Consider the following 21,106-nt stretch of genomic DNA (forward strand, 5'->3'; position numbering starts at 1 on the left):
TATGAGTGAAGTAGCAGTAAAATCAGGACATCCAAAGGGGCTTTGGGTACTATTCGGAACCGAAATGTGGGAAAGATTCAATTTCTATGGAATGCGGGCAATTTTAACTTTGTTCATGGTAAACGCCCTATTAATGAAAGAAGAAGAAGCTTCTATTATTTATGGTGGATTTTTAGGACTTTGTTATTTGACACCTATGTTAGGTGGTTTTATTGCAGACCGTTTCTTCGGAAATAGAAATTGTATCATGCTTGGTGGAGTGATGATGGCAATAGGACAAATTATGTTGTTTTTCAGTGCAAGCATTTTCAGTACAAATTTAGGCTTGGCAAATACCTTATTATGGTCAGCATTAGGAATTATTGTTTTTGGAAATGGCTTTTTCAAACCAAATATTTCCTCGATGGTGGGAAGTTTATATCCAAAACAAGAGAAAAGCAAATTAGATACAGCTTTCACTATTTTCTATATGGGGATAAATATTGGAGCTTTCCTTGGTCAGTTCATTTGTCCATTTGTTGGAGATGTTAAAAATGAAGTGGTACTAGCCGACGGATCTTTAAACATGATAAGAGATATACATGCTTTTAAATATGGATTTTTAGCGGCAGGAATCGCAATGATTATCGGAACTGCCATTTTTTATTTCTTAAAAAATAAATATGTAGTGAGTCCAGATGGCAAACCTATTGGTGGATTACCATCAGGTCATGATTCAGGAGATTATGAAGAAGGGGAGTCTATGAAGGCGGTGTTTTCAACGAAATCAATAATGATTGCAATTGCTGTTTTTCTAGCGATTTTCTTTGCTTTTAATTTATATACTGAAGGAGATAATGTTGTGAAGCTTTATATTTATCCGTTTATTTATGCCAGTGGTGTTGCTCTTGCAACTCTTATTTTATTGGATAGTACATTGACCAAAGTAGAAACACACAGAATTTGGGTGATTTACATTATGTCATTTTTTATCATTTTCTTTTGGGCAGCTTTTGAACAAGCAGGTTCTTCCTTAACTTTTATTGCTGATAACCAAACAGATAGAGATATTTTTGGTTGGAATATGCCTCCATCAATGGTTCAGATTTTTAATGGACTTTTCGTAGTAATGTTAGCTTTTCCTTTCAGTATGCTGTGGGATAAACTAAGAGAAAAAAATATTGAACCATTATCAACTGTGAAGCAATCGATAGGTTTGTTATTAATTGCAGTTAGTTATTTTATCATTGCTAACAATGTAAAAGATTTGGGTAATTCAGGGTTATTGGCAATTAAATGGTTAATACTTTTATATTTAATTCAAACGGTTGCCGAGTTATGTTTATCTCCAATTGGTTTATCACTTGTTGGTAAATTGGCACCAAAACGATTTGCATCCCTAGCCTACGGAGTATTCTTTATTTCAAGTGCGGCAGGGTATGCTTTGTCAGGAACATTGGGTTCAATTCTTCCGGCAACAGGAGATAAATTCAAAAAAGCAAATGAATTAGGAATTGACTTGCAAGGTGTTTTAGATAAATCAATTACGCCAACTGCTGAACAACTTAAATTATTGGCTGATAATCAAATTAACGATCATTATTCAATGTTTGCCGGTTTTGAAATTCAAAATTTATACGATTTCTTTATGGTGTTTGTTGTACTTTGTGGTATTGCAGCATTAATATTGTTTCTTTTGACACCATTTATCAAAAAAATGATGCACGGTGTTCGCTAATCATTTTTTAAAAATATTTTCATAACTTTCAAACCTGCGAAACAATTTTGCAGGTTTGTTATTTAATCTAATTATTTATGTGGAAAAGTCATCCTAAAGCACTGCCGTATTTATTTTTGTCTGAAATGTGGGAACGTTTCGGGTATTATTTAATGATTGGTATTTTTACCCTATACCTAAAAGATGTCGAAGCCGGTTATGCAATGACCGAAAAAGAAGCATCCGACTTATATGGAACATTTATCGCATTGGTTTTTCTTACGCCATTTATTGGAGGTTTAATTGCGGATAGATACTGGGGTTACAAAAAATCAATTGTAATCGGTGGACTAATGATGGGAGTGGGTTATTTTTTAATGGGAGTTCATAACATAACAGTTCTGTATATTGCCATGTCGCTCGTTATTGTAGGGAATGGTTTTTTTAAGCCTAATATTTCAACGCTACTTGGTAATTTTTATAATGAAGATAAATACAAAGAGAAAAAAGATGAAGGCTATAATATATTCTATATGGGAATAAATATTGGAGCATTTATTTGTAATTTCTTTGGTGCTGCGTTAAAAATTCTGTTCGGTTGGGAGTATGCATTTATGGCAGCTGGGGTCGGAATGTTTATTGGTGTTATTGTTTTCATTTTAGGAACGAAACATTACGGCAATAAAACTGATAAGAAAGGTGTACAAGAAGGCGATATGCCGTTTTATAAAATTGTTTTGTTCATATTAGTGCCGTCGGCACTTTTTGGTGTGATAGGTTGGTTTTTAAATGGTGTACAATCAGAAGCAAATCCGAATTGTTCAATTTTTGGTTCAGATAGTACAGATGCTTTTATTTTTGCATGTATACCGGTTATTTTCTTTTATGCCAGTTTATATTTCAAAGCGAAAAAAGAAGACAAGCGACCCATTGGAGCGTTGTTAACTATATTTGGCGTAGTTATTTTGTTTTGGGCTGTTTTTAAATTAAATGGTTCGGCGTTGAATAATTGGGGAGATAAATATACCGACAGAGAATTAACGGGTGTTTCTCAAACAATTGCTTCAAAATTGGTTTTAACTGACACTTTAGTATACAAAAAAGATTCTGTAGCTCTTTATGACGAAGCTTTCAGGATTCAAAAGGAAGATGGTAAAGTCATTAAAGTAGTGGATTATCCATTGTATTTTAGAAATGTTAAAAAAGAAAAACTGCCTGAAGAGGGAAGTAAAGTCTTTACATGGTCGGCAAATTTAAGCCAATCCATTAATCCGGGTTGGGTAATAATTTTAACGCCACTTGTAGTTGCTTTTTTCACCTTTTTAAGAGGTAGGAAAAAGGAACCCACAACTCCTACCAAAATTGCTTTTGGATTATTAATTTCAGCTTTATCTGTTTTAGTGATGGTTGCAGCTGTCAATATGGGAGGAAATGGTTCGGAAAAAGTAAGTGTTTGGTGGCTCGTGGCCAACTACGGCGTTATAACCATTGGGGAATTATTTTTAAGTCCGATGGGATTGTCGGTGGTTTCAAAATTGAGTCCAACGAATATTACTTCACTCATGATGGGCGGATGGTTTTTATCCACCTCTATTGGTAATAAATTAAGCGGAGTTTTAGCCAGTTTATGGGATACTTATGATAATAAAGCTGATTTCTTCTGGATAAATTTTGGATTGTTAATGTTTGCAACTTTGCTTATGTTTGTTTTGTTAAAACAACTCAATAAAGTGATGAAAGAAAAGGGAATTAATTAAATTTCGGCACTATATTTGAAAAAGACTAAAAAATTAAATTTATGAAACAATTACTGATTACACTTGTAATGGTTTTTACAACTGTTGCAACGCAAGCTCAAGAAATTAAATGGATGACGCTTGATGAAGCATTAGCGTTACAAAAGAAAAATCCGAAACCAATATTTATGGATGTTTATACGGATTGGTGTGGACCTTGTAAAATGTTGGACAAAAATACATTTCAAACCAAAGAAGTGTCAGAATTTATAAACGCAACATATTATGCGGTTAAATTTAACGGAGAAGGAAATTCGGAAGTTAATTATAAAGGGAAAAAATATACAAATCCAGGCTACGATGCTACCCGCAAAGGGAGAAACAGTATGCATGAATTTACAGGTTTTCTTAATGTTGAGGGTTATCCTTCTATGTATATTCTAGACAAAAAAGGAGATATAGCGAAAGTGATTGTAGGGTATTATCAACCGGAACAATTATTAGCGGAATTAAAAACTGTGAAATAAATGAATAAGATTATTTTATATTTTGTCTTTTTTTGGTCTCTTCAAACATTGAGTGCCCAAGATTTAAAGTGGCAAACGGATATTAATAAAGCGATAGAACTTTCTACTAAAAGTAAAAAGCCGCTTATGTTATTTTTTACTGGGAGTGATTGGTGCGGATGGTGTATTAAATTGCAAAAAGAAGTTTTCCAAAAGCCGGAATTTGTAGAATGGTCTAAAAATGTCATTTTAGTAGAATTGGATTATCCAAGAAAGACTCAACTAGAAGCAAGCCTAAAACAACAAAATGATCAATTGCAACAAATATTTCAGGTGCAAGGTTTTCCAACAATTTGGTTTGTCAATCCGCAAAAAAATGGAACTCAAATTAATTTGCAACAATTAGGAAAAACTGGTTATGTGGCTGGAGGACCCGAAAAATGGTTAGAGGTGGTAAATCAATTTATGCCTAAATAAGTTAGTTTAATTCAATCTTATAATATCCCTTTTCACTGGTTGAGTGAAAAGGGATGTTTTTTTGTAAACAGGTATGCTGCCAATTCTCAAGTAAATATTTGTAATTACTGCCATCGGCAATAATAATTGCTGGATTTAGTTCTTCAATTACCCGTTCTAAATTTATTTTTGGTGATTGGGTCAATAAAATTATGTTTGGCTTGATAGGGATTCTATAAATACCTTCCTTATCAATGACTAAAATTTTAGTATCATTTATTTGTAAAATATTTTTGAGTTTTGTGACAGAGCCGATTTGGCCAAAGTTAGCTTGAAGATAATTTTTTAGGACATAATTGTCTTCAATATCTTTTTCATTACTAAATATTGTAAGCGAGTTATTTGTTTTTTTTGCCAATATGGTTTGTTTTGGGTATTGAAAAATAATAAACTCATCGTTTGACTTATGATATTCAAGCGAACCAATAATTGATAATTGAAATAGAAGGATGCAAATTAAAGCAATCAGTATTCTATTGAATTTTGGTTTTTTAAACCATAAAACGATTCCAATTAATGCTAAAAGAGAGCTGAATAGAAGTGTTAAATTGAAAGGAATTCCCTTGATTATGAATTTTTCTAAAGAGGAAATAAAAGCCACATAACGATTCATCAATCCCACTAAAAAAGATAACAGATGAATGAAAATTTCAGTTGGAATTCTCATAACAGCAAATAGCAAAGCTATCATTCCACATACTAATATGAGTGTTAATAAGGGTATTACCACCAAGTTTGTTAGAAAGAATAATCCGGGAAATTGATGAAAATAATATAAACTCAAAGGAAGTACACCAATTTGTGCAGCAAAAGAAACCGTTAGAATGTCATAAAAATACTGAATAATTTTATTGCCGGATTTCCATAGCTTAGCGAATATAGGCTGAATGGTCACAATTGAAAATACAGCACAATAACTTAATTGAAAACCTACGTCAAATAAGAAATTGGGACGAATAAGTAATATAAGCAAAATGGAGGAACCCAGTGTGTTGTAAATATTGGTTTCTCGTCTCATATACATTCCAATAGTGATAAAGGAAAACATGGTAACTGCTCGAACAACTGATGCTGATAATCCGGAAAGTAAAGCAAATGACCAAAGAATGAAAATAAGCAGAAACGGGAGAATAATTTTGCCATACCTGAATCGTTCCAAGGGTTTGAGTAACGTTTTGAAAAAGAATAATAATATACCGATATGTAAACCTGAAATAGCTAATATATGAATTGCTCCGGCTTGTGAGTACTGATTATTCGTTTCCTGATCAATGTTTTGGCGTTGACCTAAAAATAAAGCTTTGATAATTTCGAGTCGGTCTAGGGGAATCTTAGCATTTTCAAGTTTCGTTATAATGGTATTTCTAATTTGTTCCAGTTTGTAATTTAGATGCTTTTCATGGCCTATTACCCGGTAATTATTCCTCTCTAAATTTAATTGATGATAGACATCTTTTTTTTCTAAATAAGCAGCATAGTCAAATTGATAAGGATTATGTGGCCTTGAAATTGGTTTTAAATAAGCATAAGCTAAAACGACATCACCTATTTGAAATTCTTTTTTAGCGTCCTTTTTAGATAAAACAATTAATAATTTACCCGTTTTATCAATATTATCAACCGTTTCTATCTCTAAAAAATACTTATAAACATATTGATTAGGTCTTATTTTTTCTGAAATAACTCCGCTGACAAGCGCTTTTTCATATTTTAGATTATTTGAGTAATGGTGTTGTTGATTTGGTTTGGAATGCAAAGTGTAAACCATAAAACCAACAAAAAAACTTAATAAATAAGTCGATAAACCAAAATAGAAACGGAAGGTTGCTTTTTTATTGGAAAACCAAAATAACAACAAAAAGGGAATGAATAAAATCGAAACAAGAAGGCAGGCCGAATTAATGCCGGGTTTAACTTCGTTTGAAGCCAAAATTCCCAACACAACACAAAGCGTGATGTTTAAGGTTGGAAATTTCATTACCCTCATTAATACGAAAGTAATAAAAATTTAATCAATCAGAAAAGAATTATAATTAAAAATATTCTTCCCCCAAAATACGGTTGGCTTGAGCAAAAGTTCTTTGGTAATAAGGTTCTTTTGTAGAGGATATAATAACGCCACGTTGAACAGAGGAATGAATAAAAATAATTTCGTCATCTTTAACTTCTGTAACTAATCCGACATGGTTTATCACACTCCGGCCATTAGTTCTGAAAAACACCAAATCACCTTTTTTTATTTCATTACGATTTAGTTTTTCGCCCACTTTTGACATATCGTTTGAACTTCTGGGAAGGGAAACATCATAGGTTTTAAAAACAGTTGTAACCAATCCCGAACAATCCATACCGGCAGTGGTAGTTCCGCCACCTCTGTAACGAACTCCATTATATTGCATAGCCGTATTGATTAATTGTTTGATAAAATAGGAGGTGTTGTCATTATCTGCAACAAAATCAGTGTCCTCAACATCGGTGATTTTATGCTTTTTTTCCGATTTTGTGTTTTCTGTTCCTTTTTTGACCGAAGGACTACCAGCAGATTTGGTAGTTGAAACTGTTGCCTTGTTTGGTTGAGGTGCTTTGTAAATTCCTTTTTTTTGTGCTACTTCCTTAGAAGTAACAATAACAGAAGTAGTGGGTTTACAACTCACTAAAAACAGCAACAAAAAGGTTATTAAAACAGTATTCTTCAAGAAATTTTAATTTTTACAAAGTTAAAAAAAACAATTTAAAATCTGGCAATTGAAGCAACAATAAGTTGGGCAACTTTTTCACTTGCTCCTTCTCCTCCTAATTTTTCTTCTAAAATTTCATACTTTTTAAGGAGCTTTTGACGGTATTCTGAATTTAGAATTTTAGTCAATTCCGCATTGATTTTTTTCGAATTACATTCACCTTGAATTAATTCAGTAACCACTTCTTCATCCATAATCAAATTGACAAGTGAAATGTATTTCAAGGTGATGATTCGTTTTGCAATTTGATATGAAGCCCAATTTCCTTTGTAACAAACCACTTCTGGGACTTTAAACAAAGCGGTTTCCAAAGTTGCTGTTCCGGAAGTGACCAAAGCGGCATGTGCCACACTCAATAAATCATATGTTTTATTCGTAATGAAATGAACGGCTTTATTAGTCAAAAATTGTTTATAAAAGTCAAATACCTGTCCGGGTGCACCGGCTATTACAAATTGATAATCCGGAAAATCAGGAACAATCGCCAACATTTCTTTTAATAACTTGCAAATTTCCTGTTTTCTGCTTCCCGGTAATAGAGCGATGATTGGCCTTTCATCTAAATTATTTTCTCTTCTAAAAGTTTCGTTTTCAATTTTTACACGGTTATGAATGGCATCAATTAGTGGATGGCCAACAAATTCCACCGGAAAATTATGTTTCTTTTCATAAAAATCTTTTTCAAAGGGTAAAATAACATAGAGTTTATCAAAATCTCTTTTAACTGCTTTGATTCTGTTTTCTTTCCAAGCCCAAATTTGAGGAGAGATATAATAGTGTGTTGGAATACCTTTCTTTTTAGCCCATTTAGCAATTCGCATATTGAAACCGGGATAATCAATAAAAATAAGCACATCAGGTTGAAATTGTTCAATATCTTTTTTACAAAAACTAATATTGTTTATGATGGTTTTTAAATTAAAGAGCACCTCCGCAAATCCCATAAAAGCTAAATCCCGGTAATGTTTCACTAAAATACCGCCTGTTTTTTGCATTAAATCGCCTCCCCAAAACCGAATAATGGCTTTTGGATCTTCTTTGTATAATGCTTTCATCAGATTTGAACCATGCAAATCCCCTGAAGCTTCTCCTGCAATAATATAGTATTTCATAAATTACACAAATAAAGTAGCTATCGTTAAGGCAATTGTTGCTAAAACAACTCCTCGTGCCATGACATCTTTTTGAAATTTTAGTAATAAAAAAAATAAAGCAACATTGATAACAGCACCTAAAGCAATTAGTTTGCCTAAAGAGTTTTGGGATTTTAAAATAGTTATTCCTTCCAGAAAATCATACGAAGTAAAAAAAGTAATAAATAAGAATACCCCAAGCATAGCTCCGATTATCCCCAATAAAAAACCGATAAATAAATCTCTTTTTTGCATTATAATTCAAATTTATAAGTGTTTAGTTTTTGAATGGCATGATGAGCCGTTAAATCAAATTGAACCGGAACAATTGAAATATATCCTTGTTCGAGTGCCCATTCATCTGTGTCTTCCCCTTTATCCTGATTAACAAATTCGCCGGTTAACCAATAATAATCTTTGCCTTGTGGTGTTTTTCTTTTGTCAAATTTTTCCATCCATAACGCATTTGCCTGTCTGCAAACTTTCATCCCTTTGATTTCTTCTTCTTTTAATTTCGGAAAATTTACATTTAAAATAACGCCATCCGGTAATCCATTTGTTAAGACTTCAGAGGTGATTGTTCGTATAGCATTTTTAATTGGTTCAAAATCTGCATTCCAATCATAATCTAATAGTGAAAAACCAATGGCCGGTATTCCTTCAATTCCGGCTTCAACAGCAGCACTCATCGTTCCTGAATAAATAACATTGATAGAGGAATTAGAGCCATGATTTATTCCGGAAACGCACAAATCTGGTTTTTGTTTTAAAATTTCGTTTACCGCAAGTTTCACGCAATCTACTGGTGTTCCGGAACTGCTGTATTCTCCTTTTAATTCAGTATCAAAATGAACTTTATTGACAAAAATAGTATTGTTGATAGTAATCGCATGACCCATAGCACTTTGAGGACTGTCAGGTGCAACCACAACAACATCGCCTAAGGTTTTCATCACGTCTATTAAGGCTCTTAATCCAGGAGCCGAGATACCATCATCATTAGTTACTAAAATAAGCGGTTTTTTCATTATACGGATAACTTTAAAGAGAAGTCATATTGGTTAAAAAGGTAAATAATGCGAATAAAATTACAAAACTATAGGTAACAAATCATAACAAAAACAAAATTAACTCTTTTTAAGATTTGTCAGCATGACAATTTTCATAACTTTGTTCGGTAATGTTATTATTTTCTCATTAATTTACACAAAAAATAGATGTAAATCAGAGTTGGCATAGTTTTTAATGCTACATACTTAGAAATAAAATGAATACAATTTTGCTATTTATGAAAAGAAACTTCAAATTGGTAGTTTTGGCAATAGTTTTGTCAGCTTCACTACTTGCTTTTAAAGCCTTAGAAAATAATACCAGTAGCAGTGCTGATCCCGAAAAAGACAAACTTTTATTGGAATTATTAACTTTTGTAATTGAAAGAGGACACTATAATCCGGTCGATATAGATGATGATTTTTCAAAAGGAGTTTACAAAGATTATGTAGAAGCATTGGACCCTTCTAAACGGTTTTTTATTCAATCGGATATTGATGAATTCGCTGAATATGAAACAAAAATTGATGACCAAATCAAAAATAAAGACTTAACGTTCTTTGAGTTGACCTATTCTGTTTACTTAAAAAGAATGAATGAAAGTCAAAAATATTATAAAGAAATTTTAGAAGAGCCATTTGACTATACTGTAGATGAGACTATCAATACAGAATATGAAAAATTGCCGTATGCTAAAAATAGTTCGGAATTAAAAGAACGTTGGAGAAAACAAATTAAACTTTCAACATTATCTTCTTTAACAGATAAAATGAAATTGGAAGAAGATAAATTAAAAGGAACTGACGCTACAAGTGAAACGGAAAAAAAGGAAAATAAAACTAAAGTAGATGCTAAACCGAAAAGTTTTGAAGAACTTGAAAAGGAAACCAGAGAAAGTTCTTTAAAATCGTTGGATGACTATTACACTTTTATCAAAGAATTAGACCGTAACGATTGGTTCGGGGTTTTTGTAAATGCAGTTGCCTCTCGATTTGATCCACACACCAATTACATGGCTCCGGATGACAAAGAACGTTTTGATGTAAGCATCAGCGGTAAATTTGAAGGAATTGGAGCAAGATTACAAAAGAAAAATGATTTAACGGAAATCACGGAATTAATTTCCGGTGGACCGGCTTGGAGAGGAAAAGAATTGGAGCCGGGTGACATAGTATTAAAAGTGGCTCAAGGTGACCAAGAACCGGTAGACATCGTCGGCATGCGATTAGATAATGTTGTTAAAAAAATTAAAGGTCCTAAAGGAACGGAAGTTCGTTTAACTGTTAAAAAAGTGGATGGTTCGATAAAAGTAATTTCCCTCATCAGAGATATGGTTGAAACAGAAGAAACCTATGCGAAATCAAGTGTGGTGGAAAGAAATGGCATGAAATACGGAATTATTTATTTGCCTAAATTCTATATTGATTTTGAAAATAATGACGGACGAGATGCCGGGAAAGATGTGGCCATTGAAGTAGAACGTTTGAAAGCCCAAGGAGTAAAGGGTATCATTATGGATGTGCGTGATAATGGTGGGGGTTCCCTTAAAACAGTGGTCGACATAACTGGATTGTTTATTGAGCAAGGACCGGTAGTTCAAATTAAATCCGCCGGAACTAAAAAAGAAGTATTATTTGATCGTGATGCAAAAATTCAATGGGATGGACCTTTGGTGGTAATGGTCAATAATTTTTCAGCTTCTGCTTCTGAAATTTTAGCGGCAGCGATTCAGGATTATAAAAGAGGTGTAGTGCTTGGGAGTAAACAAACCTATGGTAAAGGTACTGTTCAAAATGTAATTGATTTAAATCAGTTTGTTCGTGGAAATACGTTAGGGGATTTAGGAGCTTTGAAAACAACAACTCAAAAATTCTATCGAATCAATGGAGGGTCAACTCAATTAGAAGGTGTTTCCAGTGATGTTGTTATGCCGGACAGGTATTCTTATATCGACATAGGAGAAAGAGACTTGGATAATGCCATGCCTTGGTCTAAAATTGATGAAGCACAATACTCGGTTTGGAATAAGCAGATAAATTTTGAGAAAGCAATTGAAAACAGTAAAAACAGAATGGCCGGTGATGAGCATTTTCAATTAATTGATAAAAGTGCTAAATGGACCAAAGTGCGAAGAGATGCGGTGGTGTATAGTTTAAAATTAGATGCTTTTTTGGCTGAACAAAAAGCAGTAGAAGAACAAGGAAAAGTATTTAAACCAATTACGGATTATAAAAATGACTTGTTGTTCAAAGCTATTCCGGAAGATGAAGTCGTAATGAAAAAAGATGAATCATTTAAAGAAAAAAGAGAGCGTTGGTTTGAAAGTTTATCTAAAGATATTTATGTAGAAGAAGCCTTGAATGTTCTGGATGATTTACAAGCCAAACCGGTTGTAAAAGGAAAAGTAGAATTAAAGAAAAAGGAAAAAGTAGTAAAATCTTAACCGGCAAATTGTATCTTTGAGCTAAAGCCGAATAAAATTTGCTAATGTCCAATATAAATCAATCGTTAACCGCTATAGCACTTCAGAAATTCAAAAAGAATTTTTGGGGTGTTTTTAGTTTGGGTTATATTGTGTTAATGGTTTTTTTAGCCCTGTTTGCCTATGTAATTGCTCCTGATAATTCGGAAAATGCTAATCAAATGCATTTATCCATTCATTCAAAATCACCCGGTTTTGCGGTGAAAATGCTTTCTATTCCTTCTTCAAAAATAGAGGATAAAACAATCAAAGGGTATTTTTTCGGGCACCCCAACCAAGTGACGGAAATCCCGATTTCATCCTATCAATTAAAAGACAATAAACTGCAATATGTTGAATACACAGAAGATAAAACCTTGCGATTAGTAAAAGAAATTACGTTAGATAAATTTATAGACTACAACTCCTTCAAGCAGGTTGAACAAGAACTTATTACCAACAAAAAGTTCTACTTAGGAACGGATAAATATGGTCGCGACTTATTGAGCAGAATGTTAGTGGGCTCGCGGGTTTCCATTTCCATAGGCTTTGTGGCAGTATTAATTTCAGTGGTTGTTGGATTGTTTTTTGGTGCTTTAGGAGGCTATTATGGTGGAAAAATCGATGCGTTAGTGATGTGGTTGGTCAATATAATTTGGTCCATTCCAACATTATTACTAGTGATTGCAATAACATTAGCACTCGGAAAAGGGTTTTGGCAAGTTTTCGTGGCTGTAGGTCTAACCATGTGGGTTGAAGTTGCCAGAGTTGTCCGTGGACAGATTATCAGTGTAAAAGAAATGCAATATGTTACGGCTGCTCGTGCCTTGGGATTTTCAAACGGAAGAATTATATTGAATCACATTTTACCAAATATTATGGCTCCCGTAATCGTTATCTCTGCAGCTAATTTTGCTTCCGCCATTTTAGTGGAAAGCGGATTGAGTTTTTTAGGACTCGGTGCACAACCTCCAATCCCAAGTTGGGGAAGTATGATTAAAGACCATTATAGTTATATTATTCTAGGAAAACCCTATTTAGCCCTTGTGCCTGGAACTGCAATCATGTTGATTACATTAGCATTTATGATGACCGGAAATGCCTTGCGTGATGCATTAGATGTCAAGTCTTAATTAAAATACAGTATAAATGAAAAGTTGTTTCCTAATGATTGCCAAAAGACAAAATTGGTTTCGCCTTTTTTTTATGATGATGGGAATTGTTCTTTTTGGATGCAAAATGGATAATCAGGAAAGAACGGAATTACCCCAAGAAATAAAACGGCAAACAGTTGCAAAGGATTTTGATTTTTATCCTACTTCCACAACTAACCAAATTATAAAGCATGATTTTTATAGGTTATCTTATTCTGAAAAGAATGAACAAGCAGAATGGGTTGCCTATGAATTAAAAGGAAATACCTTTCAAAATAATTACAATCGACCTTATTTTGTGGCAGACCCATTAGTAAAATCGGGTTCTGCCGACTGGAAAAATTACAAGAATTCAGGTTATGATAAAGGTCATTTGTGTCCGGCAGGCGACATGAAGTTTTCTGAAAATGCTTTTGAAGATACCTTTTACACCTCTAACATTTCTCCTCAAAAATCGGATTTTAATGCCGGAGTTTGGAATCGCTTAGAGCAAAAAGTGCGGTATTGGGCAGATAAATACGATGGGATCTATGTAGTGACGGGAGGTGTATTACAGCCAAATCTAAAGACCATCGGAAGAGAAAAAGTGGCAGTTCCTGATTTCTTTTACAAAGTATTATTAGATGTTTCTAATGATAATCCTAGAATGATTGCTTTTTTAGTGCCACATCAAAACAGCAACAAACCGCTTTATGAATTTGTAATTGCTGTGGATGAATTAGAAAAACGGACAGGAATTGATTTCTTCTACAATCTGCCCGATGAAATTGAAAATAAATTAGAAAAGCAAACCGACTATAAAATGTGGAGTTTTTAAAGAAGGATTTACCACTCATTCACTTTATTGGCATCTAATTTTAGAAAAACAAAAAGCAAAATAGTAAAGGCAAACAAACTGGAACCTCCATAAGAAAAGAAAGGCAGTGGCACTCCAATAGTCGGAAATAATTTAATAAGCATCGTGATATTTACAAAAATATGTGTAAATAAAATGGAAGCTACGCAATAGCCATAAACACGACTGAATTTTGTTTTTTGTCGTTCAGCCAAATAGATGATTCTGAAAAGTAAAGTAACAAAAAGTAAAATAACTACGGTACAACCAATAAAGCCCCATTCTTCACCAACGGTTGTAAAGATATAATCAGTATGTTGTTCAGGTACAAATCCACCTTTGGTTTGAGTTCCCTCCATAAAACCTTTTCCAATAACTCCACCGGAACCTATTGCAATCATCGACTGATTTAAATTATAACCTTCGTTTTTTAAATCAACAGTGTCACTGAATAAAACATTAATCCTGTCTTTCTGATGTGGTTCCAGTACATTTTCAAAAACAAAATCAACGGACAATATAAAAGATGTGGCGGCTACAAATACAATTAAATAGGCGAGGGGTATTCGGTTTATTCTTCTGGCTCTCAAATAATGCAAAATCATAATAATTACGATAACCACAATGAGATAAATGGGCTGTATTAAAAGGGCTGCAAAAAATAAAACAATTGCCAAAAATCCGGTCCACAAATACCATTCCGGTAATCCTTCCCGATTTAAAACCAAAAACAAAGAGAAGAATATCATGGCACTTCCGGCATCAGGCTGCAACAGGATTAATAGAACCGGAAATCCAATAATTGCAAAGGCAAGCAGTTGATGATTGGTGTTCTTCAAAAAAACCTGTGAATCACTTAAGTATTTTGCTAAAAGCAAGGATGTTGCCGTCTTGACAAACTCAGACGGTTGAAAACCGAACGAACCAAAACCATACCAGTTGGTCTGACCTTTTACGGTTTTACCAAATACGAATAGTCCAAGTAAGAGAACGATTCCTAAAATGTAAAAAACAAAAGAAAATTTCTCATAAATTTTGGCATCTATGGTAAGCACGACAATAATCACCGGAATAGTCAATAAAATAAAGATAAGTTGCTTTCCATAATAATCACCAAAATCAAATTCAGTAAATTCAATAGGAATCGAAGTAGAAAAAATATTTAACCAACCCATTAACACCAAAAGACCATATATTAGTACGGTCGTCCAATCTAAATTATTGGCTACACTTTGATTTTTCATTATTTATTAATTGAAAACGGTTGTCCGCTCAACACTTTGGCATACTCACTTTCCAAACTCGATTCTAACATTCTTTTTTCTAAATCTGTTCGGGAAATTTTCCCTTTAAGATATTTTTCAATCATTAAACTGGAAATTGGTCCGGCAATTCGTGCTCCCCAATAACCATTTTCTACAAACACTGCAATGGCAATTTTAGGATTGTCCTTTGGTGCAAATGCCACAAAAATAGAATGGTCAGTCAATTGAACCCGCTGTCCGTTTATTTTTGTAAAGTTCTCTGCCGTTCCTGTTTTTCCACAAATTTCAATTCCGTCAACTTTTAATCGTGAAGCAGTTCCTAAATTGTAAACGTCAAATAAACCTTCAATTACAGGAGGGAAATATTGTTTGTCAATCGTGGTTTGATGTTTGGTAGTAAACTTTTTATCGATAGTATGATTTTTTATCTTTTTGATGATGTGAGGGGTGTAATAATAACCTTGGTTGGCAACGGCACACATCACGTTACACAATTGAATTGGCGTCATTAAAACTTCTCCCTGACCAATCGAATTAGAGATAATTGTAGTGCTTTTCCAACCTCCGGCGGAATAATATTTATTGTATAATTTTGAAGTAGGAACACTTCCTTTTCGTCCGGGTGGCAAATCATACCCCATAAAATTGCCTAACCCAAAACTTTTTAAATGATTACTCCAAACATCAACGCCATCTGCCGGATTTGGATATTTCTGAATGGTTTTCAAATAAATATTGGCAAAATAGGTATTACAGGATTTGTATATTCCATCACGCAATTGTGAAGGTCCGGAATCGTGACACTTCATAAATCGATTGCCATAACTAAATCCTCTCCGGCAGAAATAAGTTGTTTGTTCGTCAATTACTTCTTCTTGCAAAGCAACCAAAGCAGTAAGTATTTTAAAGGGTGAGCCGGGAGGATACTCAGCCAAAAGACCTCTGTCATATAGCGGTTTTGCTATACTATCGTTGTAAAGTGCCGTGTAATTTTTAGAACGCATTCTTCCTATCAAAAGAGAAGGTTCATAGGTTGGGGCAGAAATTAAAGCTAAAATCTCACCGGTTTTTGGTTCAATTGCTACAATCCCACCACGCTTATTTTGCATCAGTAATTCGCCATATTTTTGTAATTCCATGTCAAGGGAAAGGGTGATGTCATCACCTTGTTTGGAAAGAGTATCGAAAATACCTTCTTTGTATGGACCAATATCACGATTAAATTTATCCCGTTGAATATACTTAACGCCTTTTTGACCTCTTAAAAAGTCTTCATAATATTCCTCAACACCTTGTTTCCCAATCAAATCACCACTTTTATAATAGGGATTTTTTTTAATCATGGCAGGACTAACTTGTGTGATAAAGCCAAAAACATTTGCTCCTATATTGGCTTGATAATCCCGCAAGGACCGCTTTTGAATATAAAACCCTTCAAATTTTCTGATTTTCTCCTGAAAAGCGGCATACTCTTTTTTGTTGAGTTGAGCTAAAAACACGGAGGGTAAGCGGGGACTATAAACGGTTGCTTTTTTAATTTTTTTATCAAATTCTTTTCGTGTGATGCTCAATAATTCACAAAATTTTAAAGTGTCTAAATTTTTAATTTCTCTCGGAACCACCATAATGTCATACGACGGCTGGTTGGCAACCATAAGTTTTCCTTTTCGGTCATAAATATAACCGCGTTCGGGATATTCATAAACAATTTTAATGGCATTATTCTCTGATTTCAGCTTGTATTCATCGTCAATTATTTGCAAATAAAACAACCTCGCTAAAACAACAAGGGTAGCAAATATAATTAAAGAGGGTAGAATAGCTTTTCTCAATTCTTCTTACTGGGCTTAAACAAATAAATGAGTAGGATACAAAGGGCAAGTGTAAAGATAGTACTCAAAACCGTTCGAACCAATATATTCCAGAAAAAACTAAAGCGGAATATTTCTAATAAAAACAAAATAATATGATGCGTCAATACTGAAATTAAAATAAACGAAAATCGTTCTGGGGTTAAACGGTTATTAATTTTAACGGTTTGATATTCATAACTCAAACCAAAGGAAAATTTAAAAAAGGAAGGCCGTAAATAAGCTAATGTCACACAAGCGGCAGCATGAACCCCACCGGAATTACTAAACATATCCATCGTGATTCCCAATAAAAAACTGGCTAGTAAAAGACCGTTTTTATTTCCGTTAACAGGATATAAGATAATAAACAATATATAAGGATATGGATTAATGAAACCCAAAAAATTAATTTTATTGAAAATAGCAACTTGAGCTAAAATCAATAAAATGAATCGGATAATATTGACGATAACGGCACTATTCATCTTTATTTTGTGCTTCTAATTGTAATACTTCTTTCCGGTCTTTATTTTCAATGATGTAAACATGACCTAAACTCGTCATGTCGTTAAATAATTTCACATCAATCGTAAAGTAATTTGTTTTATTATCGGTATAAATCTTGTGAATAGTTCCAATGTTAATGTTTTCCGGAAAAATAATGGACTGGGCTCCCGTTATTATAGTATCACCTTTTTTAACTGTGGCTAATCGCGGAATGTCAATTAACTGAACATACCCTGTGCTTTTACCATTCCAGGTTAACGTGCCGAAATGACTGGTTTTTTTAATTTTTGCATTGATTTGTGATTTCACATTCAACACGCTAATCACCGTAGCATAATTTTTTGAAGTATGTTCAACAATACCGATTATACCTTTGCTGTTCATCACGCCCATATCGGGTTTAATACCATTTAAGCTTCCTGAATTGATAGTTAGGAAGTTCTCATGGACATTATAAGTATTGTTAATGATTTTAGATTGGAATACTTTGTAATTTCCAAAGCGGCTCAATAATTCCTTGTCAATTACTTTTGTGGTATCTTTAAAATTGAAAAGTAAGCTTTTTAAACGGGCATTTTCATTGGCTAATCCTTCGTTCTCCGTTTTTAAATTCAAATATTCGTTAACGGAATTAATGCGTTCATACACGCCACCTGTCACAAAATTGGCCGAAGAAATAACCTGACTGCGATGAAAAGAATGCGATTGTATCGTCAAAACCAACGAAACCACTAAAAGCAGCAAAAACAGTAACCGTGTACTGTTTTTAAAAATATAAACAAATAGCTGCTGCATAGTTTAATGATTCAGTTACGTAATTCCGTTTAGTAAAAAAAGAGCAGTATAAACCTTATTATTTGATTAAAATACTTCTGAATCGGGTAATGTTTTTCAACGCAATTCCGGTACCTCTAACAACAGCTCGCAACGGATCTTCTGCAATATAAACAGGCAAATCCGTTTTTAACGAAATTCGTTTGTCTAAGCCACGTAACATCGAACCACCTCCGGCTAAATAAATCCCAGTATTATAAATATCGGCGGCTAATTCCGGTGGAGTTTGTGATAAGGTTTCCATTACAGCATCTTCAATTCGTTGAATCGATTTATCTAACGCTTTGGCAATTTCACGATAAGAAACATCAACCTGTTTCGGTTTCCCAGTCAATAAGTCACGTCCTTGCACAGACATTTCATCCGGTGGAGTATCTAATTCTTCAATGGCAGCACCAATTTCAATTTTTATTTTTTCAGCAGTACTTTCTCCAACAAATAAGTTGTGTTGCGTACGCATATAGTAAACGATATCATTAGTAAAAACGTCACCGGCAATTTTCACGGACTTGTCACAAACAATTCCTCCTAAAGCAATTACGGCAATTTCAGTTGTTCCTCCTCCGATATCCACAATCATGTTTCCTTTTGGTTGCATGATGTCAACGCCAATACCGATAGCGGCTGCCATTGGTTCATGAATCAAATAAACTTCTTTTCCGTTTACTCGTTCACAGGATTCTTTTACTGCACGCATCTCTACTTCGGTAATTCCGGATGGAATACAAACCACCATGCGTAAAGCCGGCGTAAACAAACGCTTCTTTAAGGCAGGAATGCTTTTGATAAACATGCTGATCATTTTTTCTGAAGCATCAAAATCAGCAATAACCCCATCTTTCAATGGGCGAATGGTCTTTATGTTTTCATGCGTTTTACCTTGCATCAAATTAGCTTCTTTTCCTACAGCTATAATCTTACCCGATATCCTATCACGAGCAACAATCGACGGAGAGTCAATTACTACTTTATCATTATGAATTATCAAAGTGTTTGCTGTTCCAAGGTCAATGGCGATGTCCTCGGTCATGAAATCAAAAAATCCCATACGTTTGTTTAGGGTTAAATAGGTTTATAAAATTCTAACGTACAAAGGTAAAAAAATTAATGTTTAAAATGACGTGTTCCTGTAAATACCATTGCAATTTTATTTTCGTTGCAATAGTGAATGCTCAACTCATCTTTAATTGATCCACCGGGCTGAATAACAGCCGTAATTCCTGAATCATGAGCAATTTCTACACAATCCGGAAAGGGGAAAAATGCATCACTTGCCATCACGGCTCCTTTCAAATCAAAACCAAATGAAGTTGCTTTTTCTATAGCTTGTTTCAGAGCATCCACGCGTGACGTTTGTCCTGTTCCGGAAGCCAATAATTGTCCGTTTTTTGCAAACACAATCGTATTCGATTTGGTGTTTTTACAAATTTTGGAAGCAAATAGTAAATCTTCAATTTCCTGATGAGTGGGGGTTGTCAAGGTAACGGTTTTTAATCCTTCTTTATTGTCTGTCAAGTTGTTTTTATCTTGAACTAACAATCCGTTTAAACAAGTTCTCACTTGTTTGTTGGGTAAATCAACATCATGTTGCATTAATATAATACGGTTTTTCTTTTCTTCTAAAAGGGCAAGAGCTTTGTCATCATAGGCGGGAGCAATCACTACTTCACAAAACAAGTGATTGATTTCTTTTGCAGAGGCTTCATCAATTCTTCCGTTGGCAATCAAAACGCCACCAAATGCAGAGGTTGGATCACCGGCCAAAGCAGCTAAATAAGCTTCTTGCATCGTGCTTCTGGTAGCAATACCACAGGCATTATTGTGTTTTAAAATGGCAAAAGTCGGGTCGTTGTGTTTAAATTCTAAAATCAAATTCACAGCCGCATCTATATCGAGCAAATTGTTATAGGAAAGTTCTTTACCGTGAAGCTTGGTAAACATACCCTCAAAATCGCCAAAGAAAAACCCTTTTTGATGAGGGTTTTCGCCATAACGAAGCACTTGCCCGTCAGCAATACTGGCTTTGTATATCGTTTCATCGGTGTTGAAATAAGTAAAAATAGCCGTATCATAATTAGAGGACACATGGAAGGCTTTGGTGGCTAACAAACGTCTTTGCTCTAAAGTGGTCGCTCCGTTTTGAGTAGAAATTAATTCTAATAAATAAGCGTATTCGTTCACAGAAGCAACAATAACGGTATCCTTGAAATTCTTGGCGGCAGCCCTAATCAAGGAAATCCCCCCAATATCAATCTTTTCAATAATAGCTGTTTCAGATGCACCGGAAGCTACCGTTTTTTCAAACGGATATAAATCTACAATCACCAAATCCAATTGCGGAATTTCAAAGGCTTTCATTTCTTCCACATCACTTGGATTATCCTGACGGTTCAAAATTCCGCCAAAAACTTTCGGATGTAGTGTTTTTACTCGCCCACCTAAAATGGATGGATAGGAGGTAACCTCTTCTACAGGAACTACCGGAATACCTAAGTTTTTAATAAATTCTTCGGTTCCTCCCGTAGAATAAAGAATAGCATTTTGTTGGTGTAATTGCTTGACAATAGGTTCTAAACCCGTTTTGTCAAACACCGAAATTAACGCTGATTGAATGGTTTTTGTCGTATTCATTGTGTTGTTGTTTAGAAGGGGCAAAAGTACTATTTGTAGACCTAACTTTCAAACGATTTGCGTATTACTTTTTATCCTTTTTTTGTTCCATTTTTTGTCAATCCGCAAAAGACGAAGTCGAAATAGGATTCTCCTGCAAAGCAGGACAAAAAACCAATCATTTTCTGTAACAATTTCCCAATTTAAACTAC

18 protein-coding genes are annotated in these 21,106 nt (G+C 34.1%); 7 read left to right on the forward strand and 11 right to left on the reverse strand.

The features are described 5' to 3' along the window. Nucleotide 1: 1 nt before the first annotated feature. The 4 genes from ACIQ2Z_RS02550 (at nt 2) to ACIQ2Z_RS02565 (ending at nt 4,415) form a co-directional block, all read left to right on the forward strand. The gene (locus ACIQ2Z_RS02550; protein ID WP_396182601.1) at nt 2–1,717 is read left to right on the forward strand and encodes a peptide MFS transporter; all 1,716 of its coding nucleotides are present in this window, start codon (nt 2–4) and stop codon (nt 1,715–1,717) included. Between the two features lie 77 nt (nt 1,718–1,794). After that, the gene (locus ACIQ2Z_RS02555) at nt 1,795–3,453 is read left to right on the forward strand and encodes a peptide MFS transporter (RefSeq protein ID WP_396182602.1); all 1,659 of its coding nucleotides are present in this window, start codon (nt 1,795–1,797) and stop codon (nt 3,451–3,453) included. Nucleotides 3,454–3,494: 41 nt separating this feature from the next. Continuing rightward, a complete protein-coding gene (locus ACIQ2Z_RS02560; protein ID WP_396182603.1) occupies nt 3,495–3,959 on the forward strand; it encodes a thioredoxin family protein in 465 nt (154 codons plus the stop codon). Beyond that, complete coding sequence (locus ACIQ2Z_RS02565) at nt 3,960–4,415, forward strand: thioredoxin family protein (RefSeq protein WP_396182604.1); 456 nt, start codon at nt 3,960–3,962, stop codon at nt 4,413–4,415. It abuts the gene before it with no gap. 1 nt (nt 4,416) lies between these two features. On the opposite strand, the gene ACIQ2Z_RS02570 is transcribed toward ACIQ2Z_RS02565, so the two are convergent. Genes ACIQ2Z_RS02570 through surE form a run of 5 tightly spaced genes read right to left on the reverse strand, consistent with a single transcriptional unit; the run spans nt 4,417 to nt 9,353 of the window. After that, nucleotides 4,417–6,432 (reverse strand): ComEC/Rec2 family competence protein, encoded by a 2,016-nt coding sequence (locus ACIQ2Z_RS02570; protein ID WP_396182605.1) that lies wholly within the window; start codon nt 6,430–6,432, stop codon nt 4,417–4,419. A 55-nt stretch (nt 6,433–6,487) separates the two neighbouring features. Further along, the gene (locus ACIQ2Z_RS02575; protein WP_396182606.1) at nt 6,488–7,150 is read right to left on the reverse strand and encodes a C40 family peptidase; all 663 of its coding nucleotides are present in this window, start codon (nt 7,148–7,150) and stop codon (nt 6,488–6,490) included. Between the two features lie 35 nt (nt 7,151–7,185). After that, the gene (lpxB, locus tag ACIQ2Z_RS02580) at nt 7,186–8,304 is read right to left on the reverse strand and encodes a lipid-A-disaccharide synthase (protein WP_396182607.1); all 1,119 of its coding nucleotides are present in this window, start codon (nt 8,302–8,304) and stop codon (nt 7,186–7,188) included. A gap of 3 nt (nt 8,305–8,307) precedes the next feature. After that, a complete protein-coding gene (locus tag ACIQ2Z_RS02585) occupies nt 8,308–8,580 on the reverse strand; it encodes a hypothetical protein (protein WP_396182608.1) in 273 nt (90 codons plus the stop codon). Further along, nucleotides 8,580–9,353 (reverse strand): 5'/3'-nucleotidase SurE, encoded by a 774-nt coding sequence (surE, locus tag ACIQ2Z_RS02590; protein WP_396182609.1) that lies wholly within the window; start codon nt 9,351–9,353, stop codon nt 8,580–8,582. Before surE ends, ACIQ2Z_RS02585 begins: the two co-directional genes overlap by 1 nt. Before the next feature lie 239 nt (nt 9,354–9,592). Here surE and ACIQ2Z_RS02595 point away from each other — a divergent pair, with 239 nt between their 5' ends. From ACIQ2Z_RS02595 to ACIQ2Z_RS02605, 3 genes are read left to right on the forward strand one after another with little or no spacing between them, the layout of a single operon-like run. Then, on the forward strand, nt 9,593–11,818 hold the full coding sequence (locus ACIQ2Z_RS02595; protein ID WP_396182610.1) for a carboxy terminal-processing peptidase: 2,226 nt from the start codon (nt 9,593–9,595) through the stop codon (nt 11,816–11,818). A 44-nt stretch (nt 11,819–11,862) separates the two neighbouring features. Beyond that, nucleotides 11,863–12,969, forward strand: a complete 1,107-nt coding sequence (locus ACIQ2Z_RS02600) for an ABC transporter permease (protein WP_396182611.1) — start codon at nt 11,863–11,865, stop codon at nt 12,967–12,969. 16 nt (nt 12,970–12,985) lie between these two features. Continuing rightward, entirely contained in the window at nt 12,986–13,807 is an 822-nt protein-coding gene (locus tag ACIQ2Z_RS02605; RefSeq protein WP_396182612.1) for a DNA/RNA non-specific endonuclease, read from the forward strand. A gap of 8 nt (nt 13,808–13,815) precedes the next feature. On the opposite strand, the gene rodA is transcribed toward ACIQ2Z_RS02605, so the two are convergent. The 6 genes from rodA to purH are packed head-to-tail and all read right to left on the reverse strand — an operon-like array spanning nt 13,816 to nt 20,915. Further along, nucleotides 13,816–15,069, reverse strand: a complete 1,254-nt coding sequence (rodA, locus tag ACIQ2Z_RS02610; protein ID WP_396182613.1) for a rod shape-determining protein RodA — start codon at nt 15,067–15,069, stop codon at nt 13,816–13,818. After that, on the reverse strand, nt 15,069–16,922 hold the full coding sequence (mrdA, locus tag ACIQ2Z_RS02615) for a penicillin-binding protein 2 (protein WP_396182614.1): 1,854 nt from the start codon (nt 16,920–16,922) through the stop codon (nt 15,069–15,071). Before mrdA ends, rodA begins: the two co-directional genes overlap by 1 nt. Continuing rightward, nucleotides 16,919–17,428: a rod shape-determining protein MreD gene (locus tag ACIQ2Z_RS02620; protein ID WP_396182615.1), complete on the reverse strand. Its 510-nt coding sequence runs from the start codon at nt 17,426–17,428 to the stop codon at nt 16,919–16,921. The genes mrdA and ACIQ2Z_RS02620 overlap by 4 nt, the downstream gene beginning before the upstream one ends. Then, on the reverse strand, nt 17,421–18,245 hold the full coding sequence (gene mreC, locus ACIQ2Z_RS02625) for a rod shape-determining protein MreC (protein WP_396182616.1): 825 nt from the start codon (nt 18,243–18,245) through the stop codon (nt 17,421–17,423). Before mreC ends, ACIQ2Z_RS02620 begins: the two co-directional genes overlap by 8 nt. Nucleotides 18,246–18,303: 58 nt before the next feature. Then, complete coding sequence (locus ACIQ2Z_RS02630; protein ID WP_290858577.1) at nt 18,304–19,332, reverse strand: rod shape-determining protein; 1,029 nt, start codon at nt 19,330–19,332, stop codon at nt 18,304–18,306. Between the two features lie 56 nt (nt 19,333–19,388). Next, nucleotides 19,389–20,915, reverse strand: coding sequence for a bifunctional phosphoribosylaminoimidazolecarboxamide formyltransferase/IMP cyclohydrolase (gene purH, locus ACIQ2Z_RS02635; protein ID WP_396182617.1), 1,527 nt, complete (start codon nt 20,913–20,915; stop codon nt 19,389–19,391). Nucleotides 20,916–21,106: the final 191 nt, after the last annotated feature.

This window comes from Flavobacterium sp., assembly GCF_044361015.1.
Classification (GTDB): Bacteria; Bacteroidota; Bacteroidia; order Flavobacteriales; family Flavobacteriaceae; genus Flavobacterium.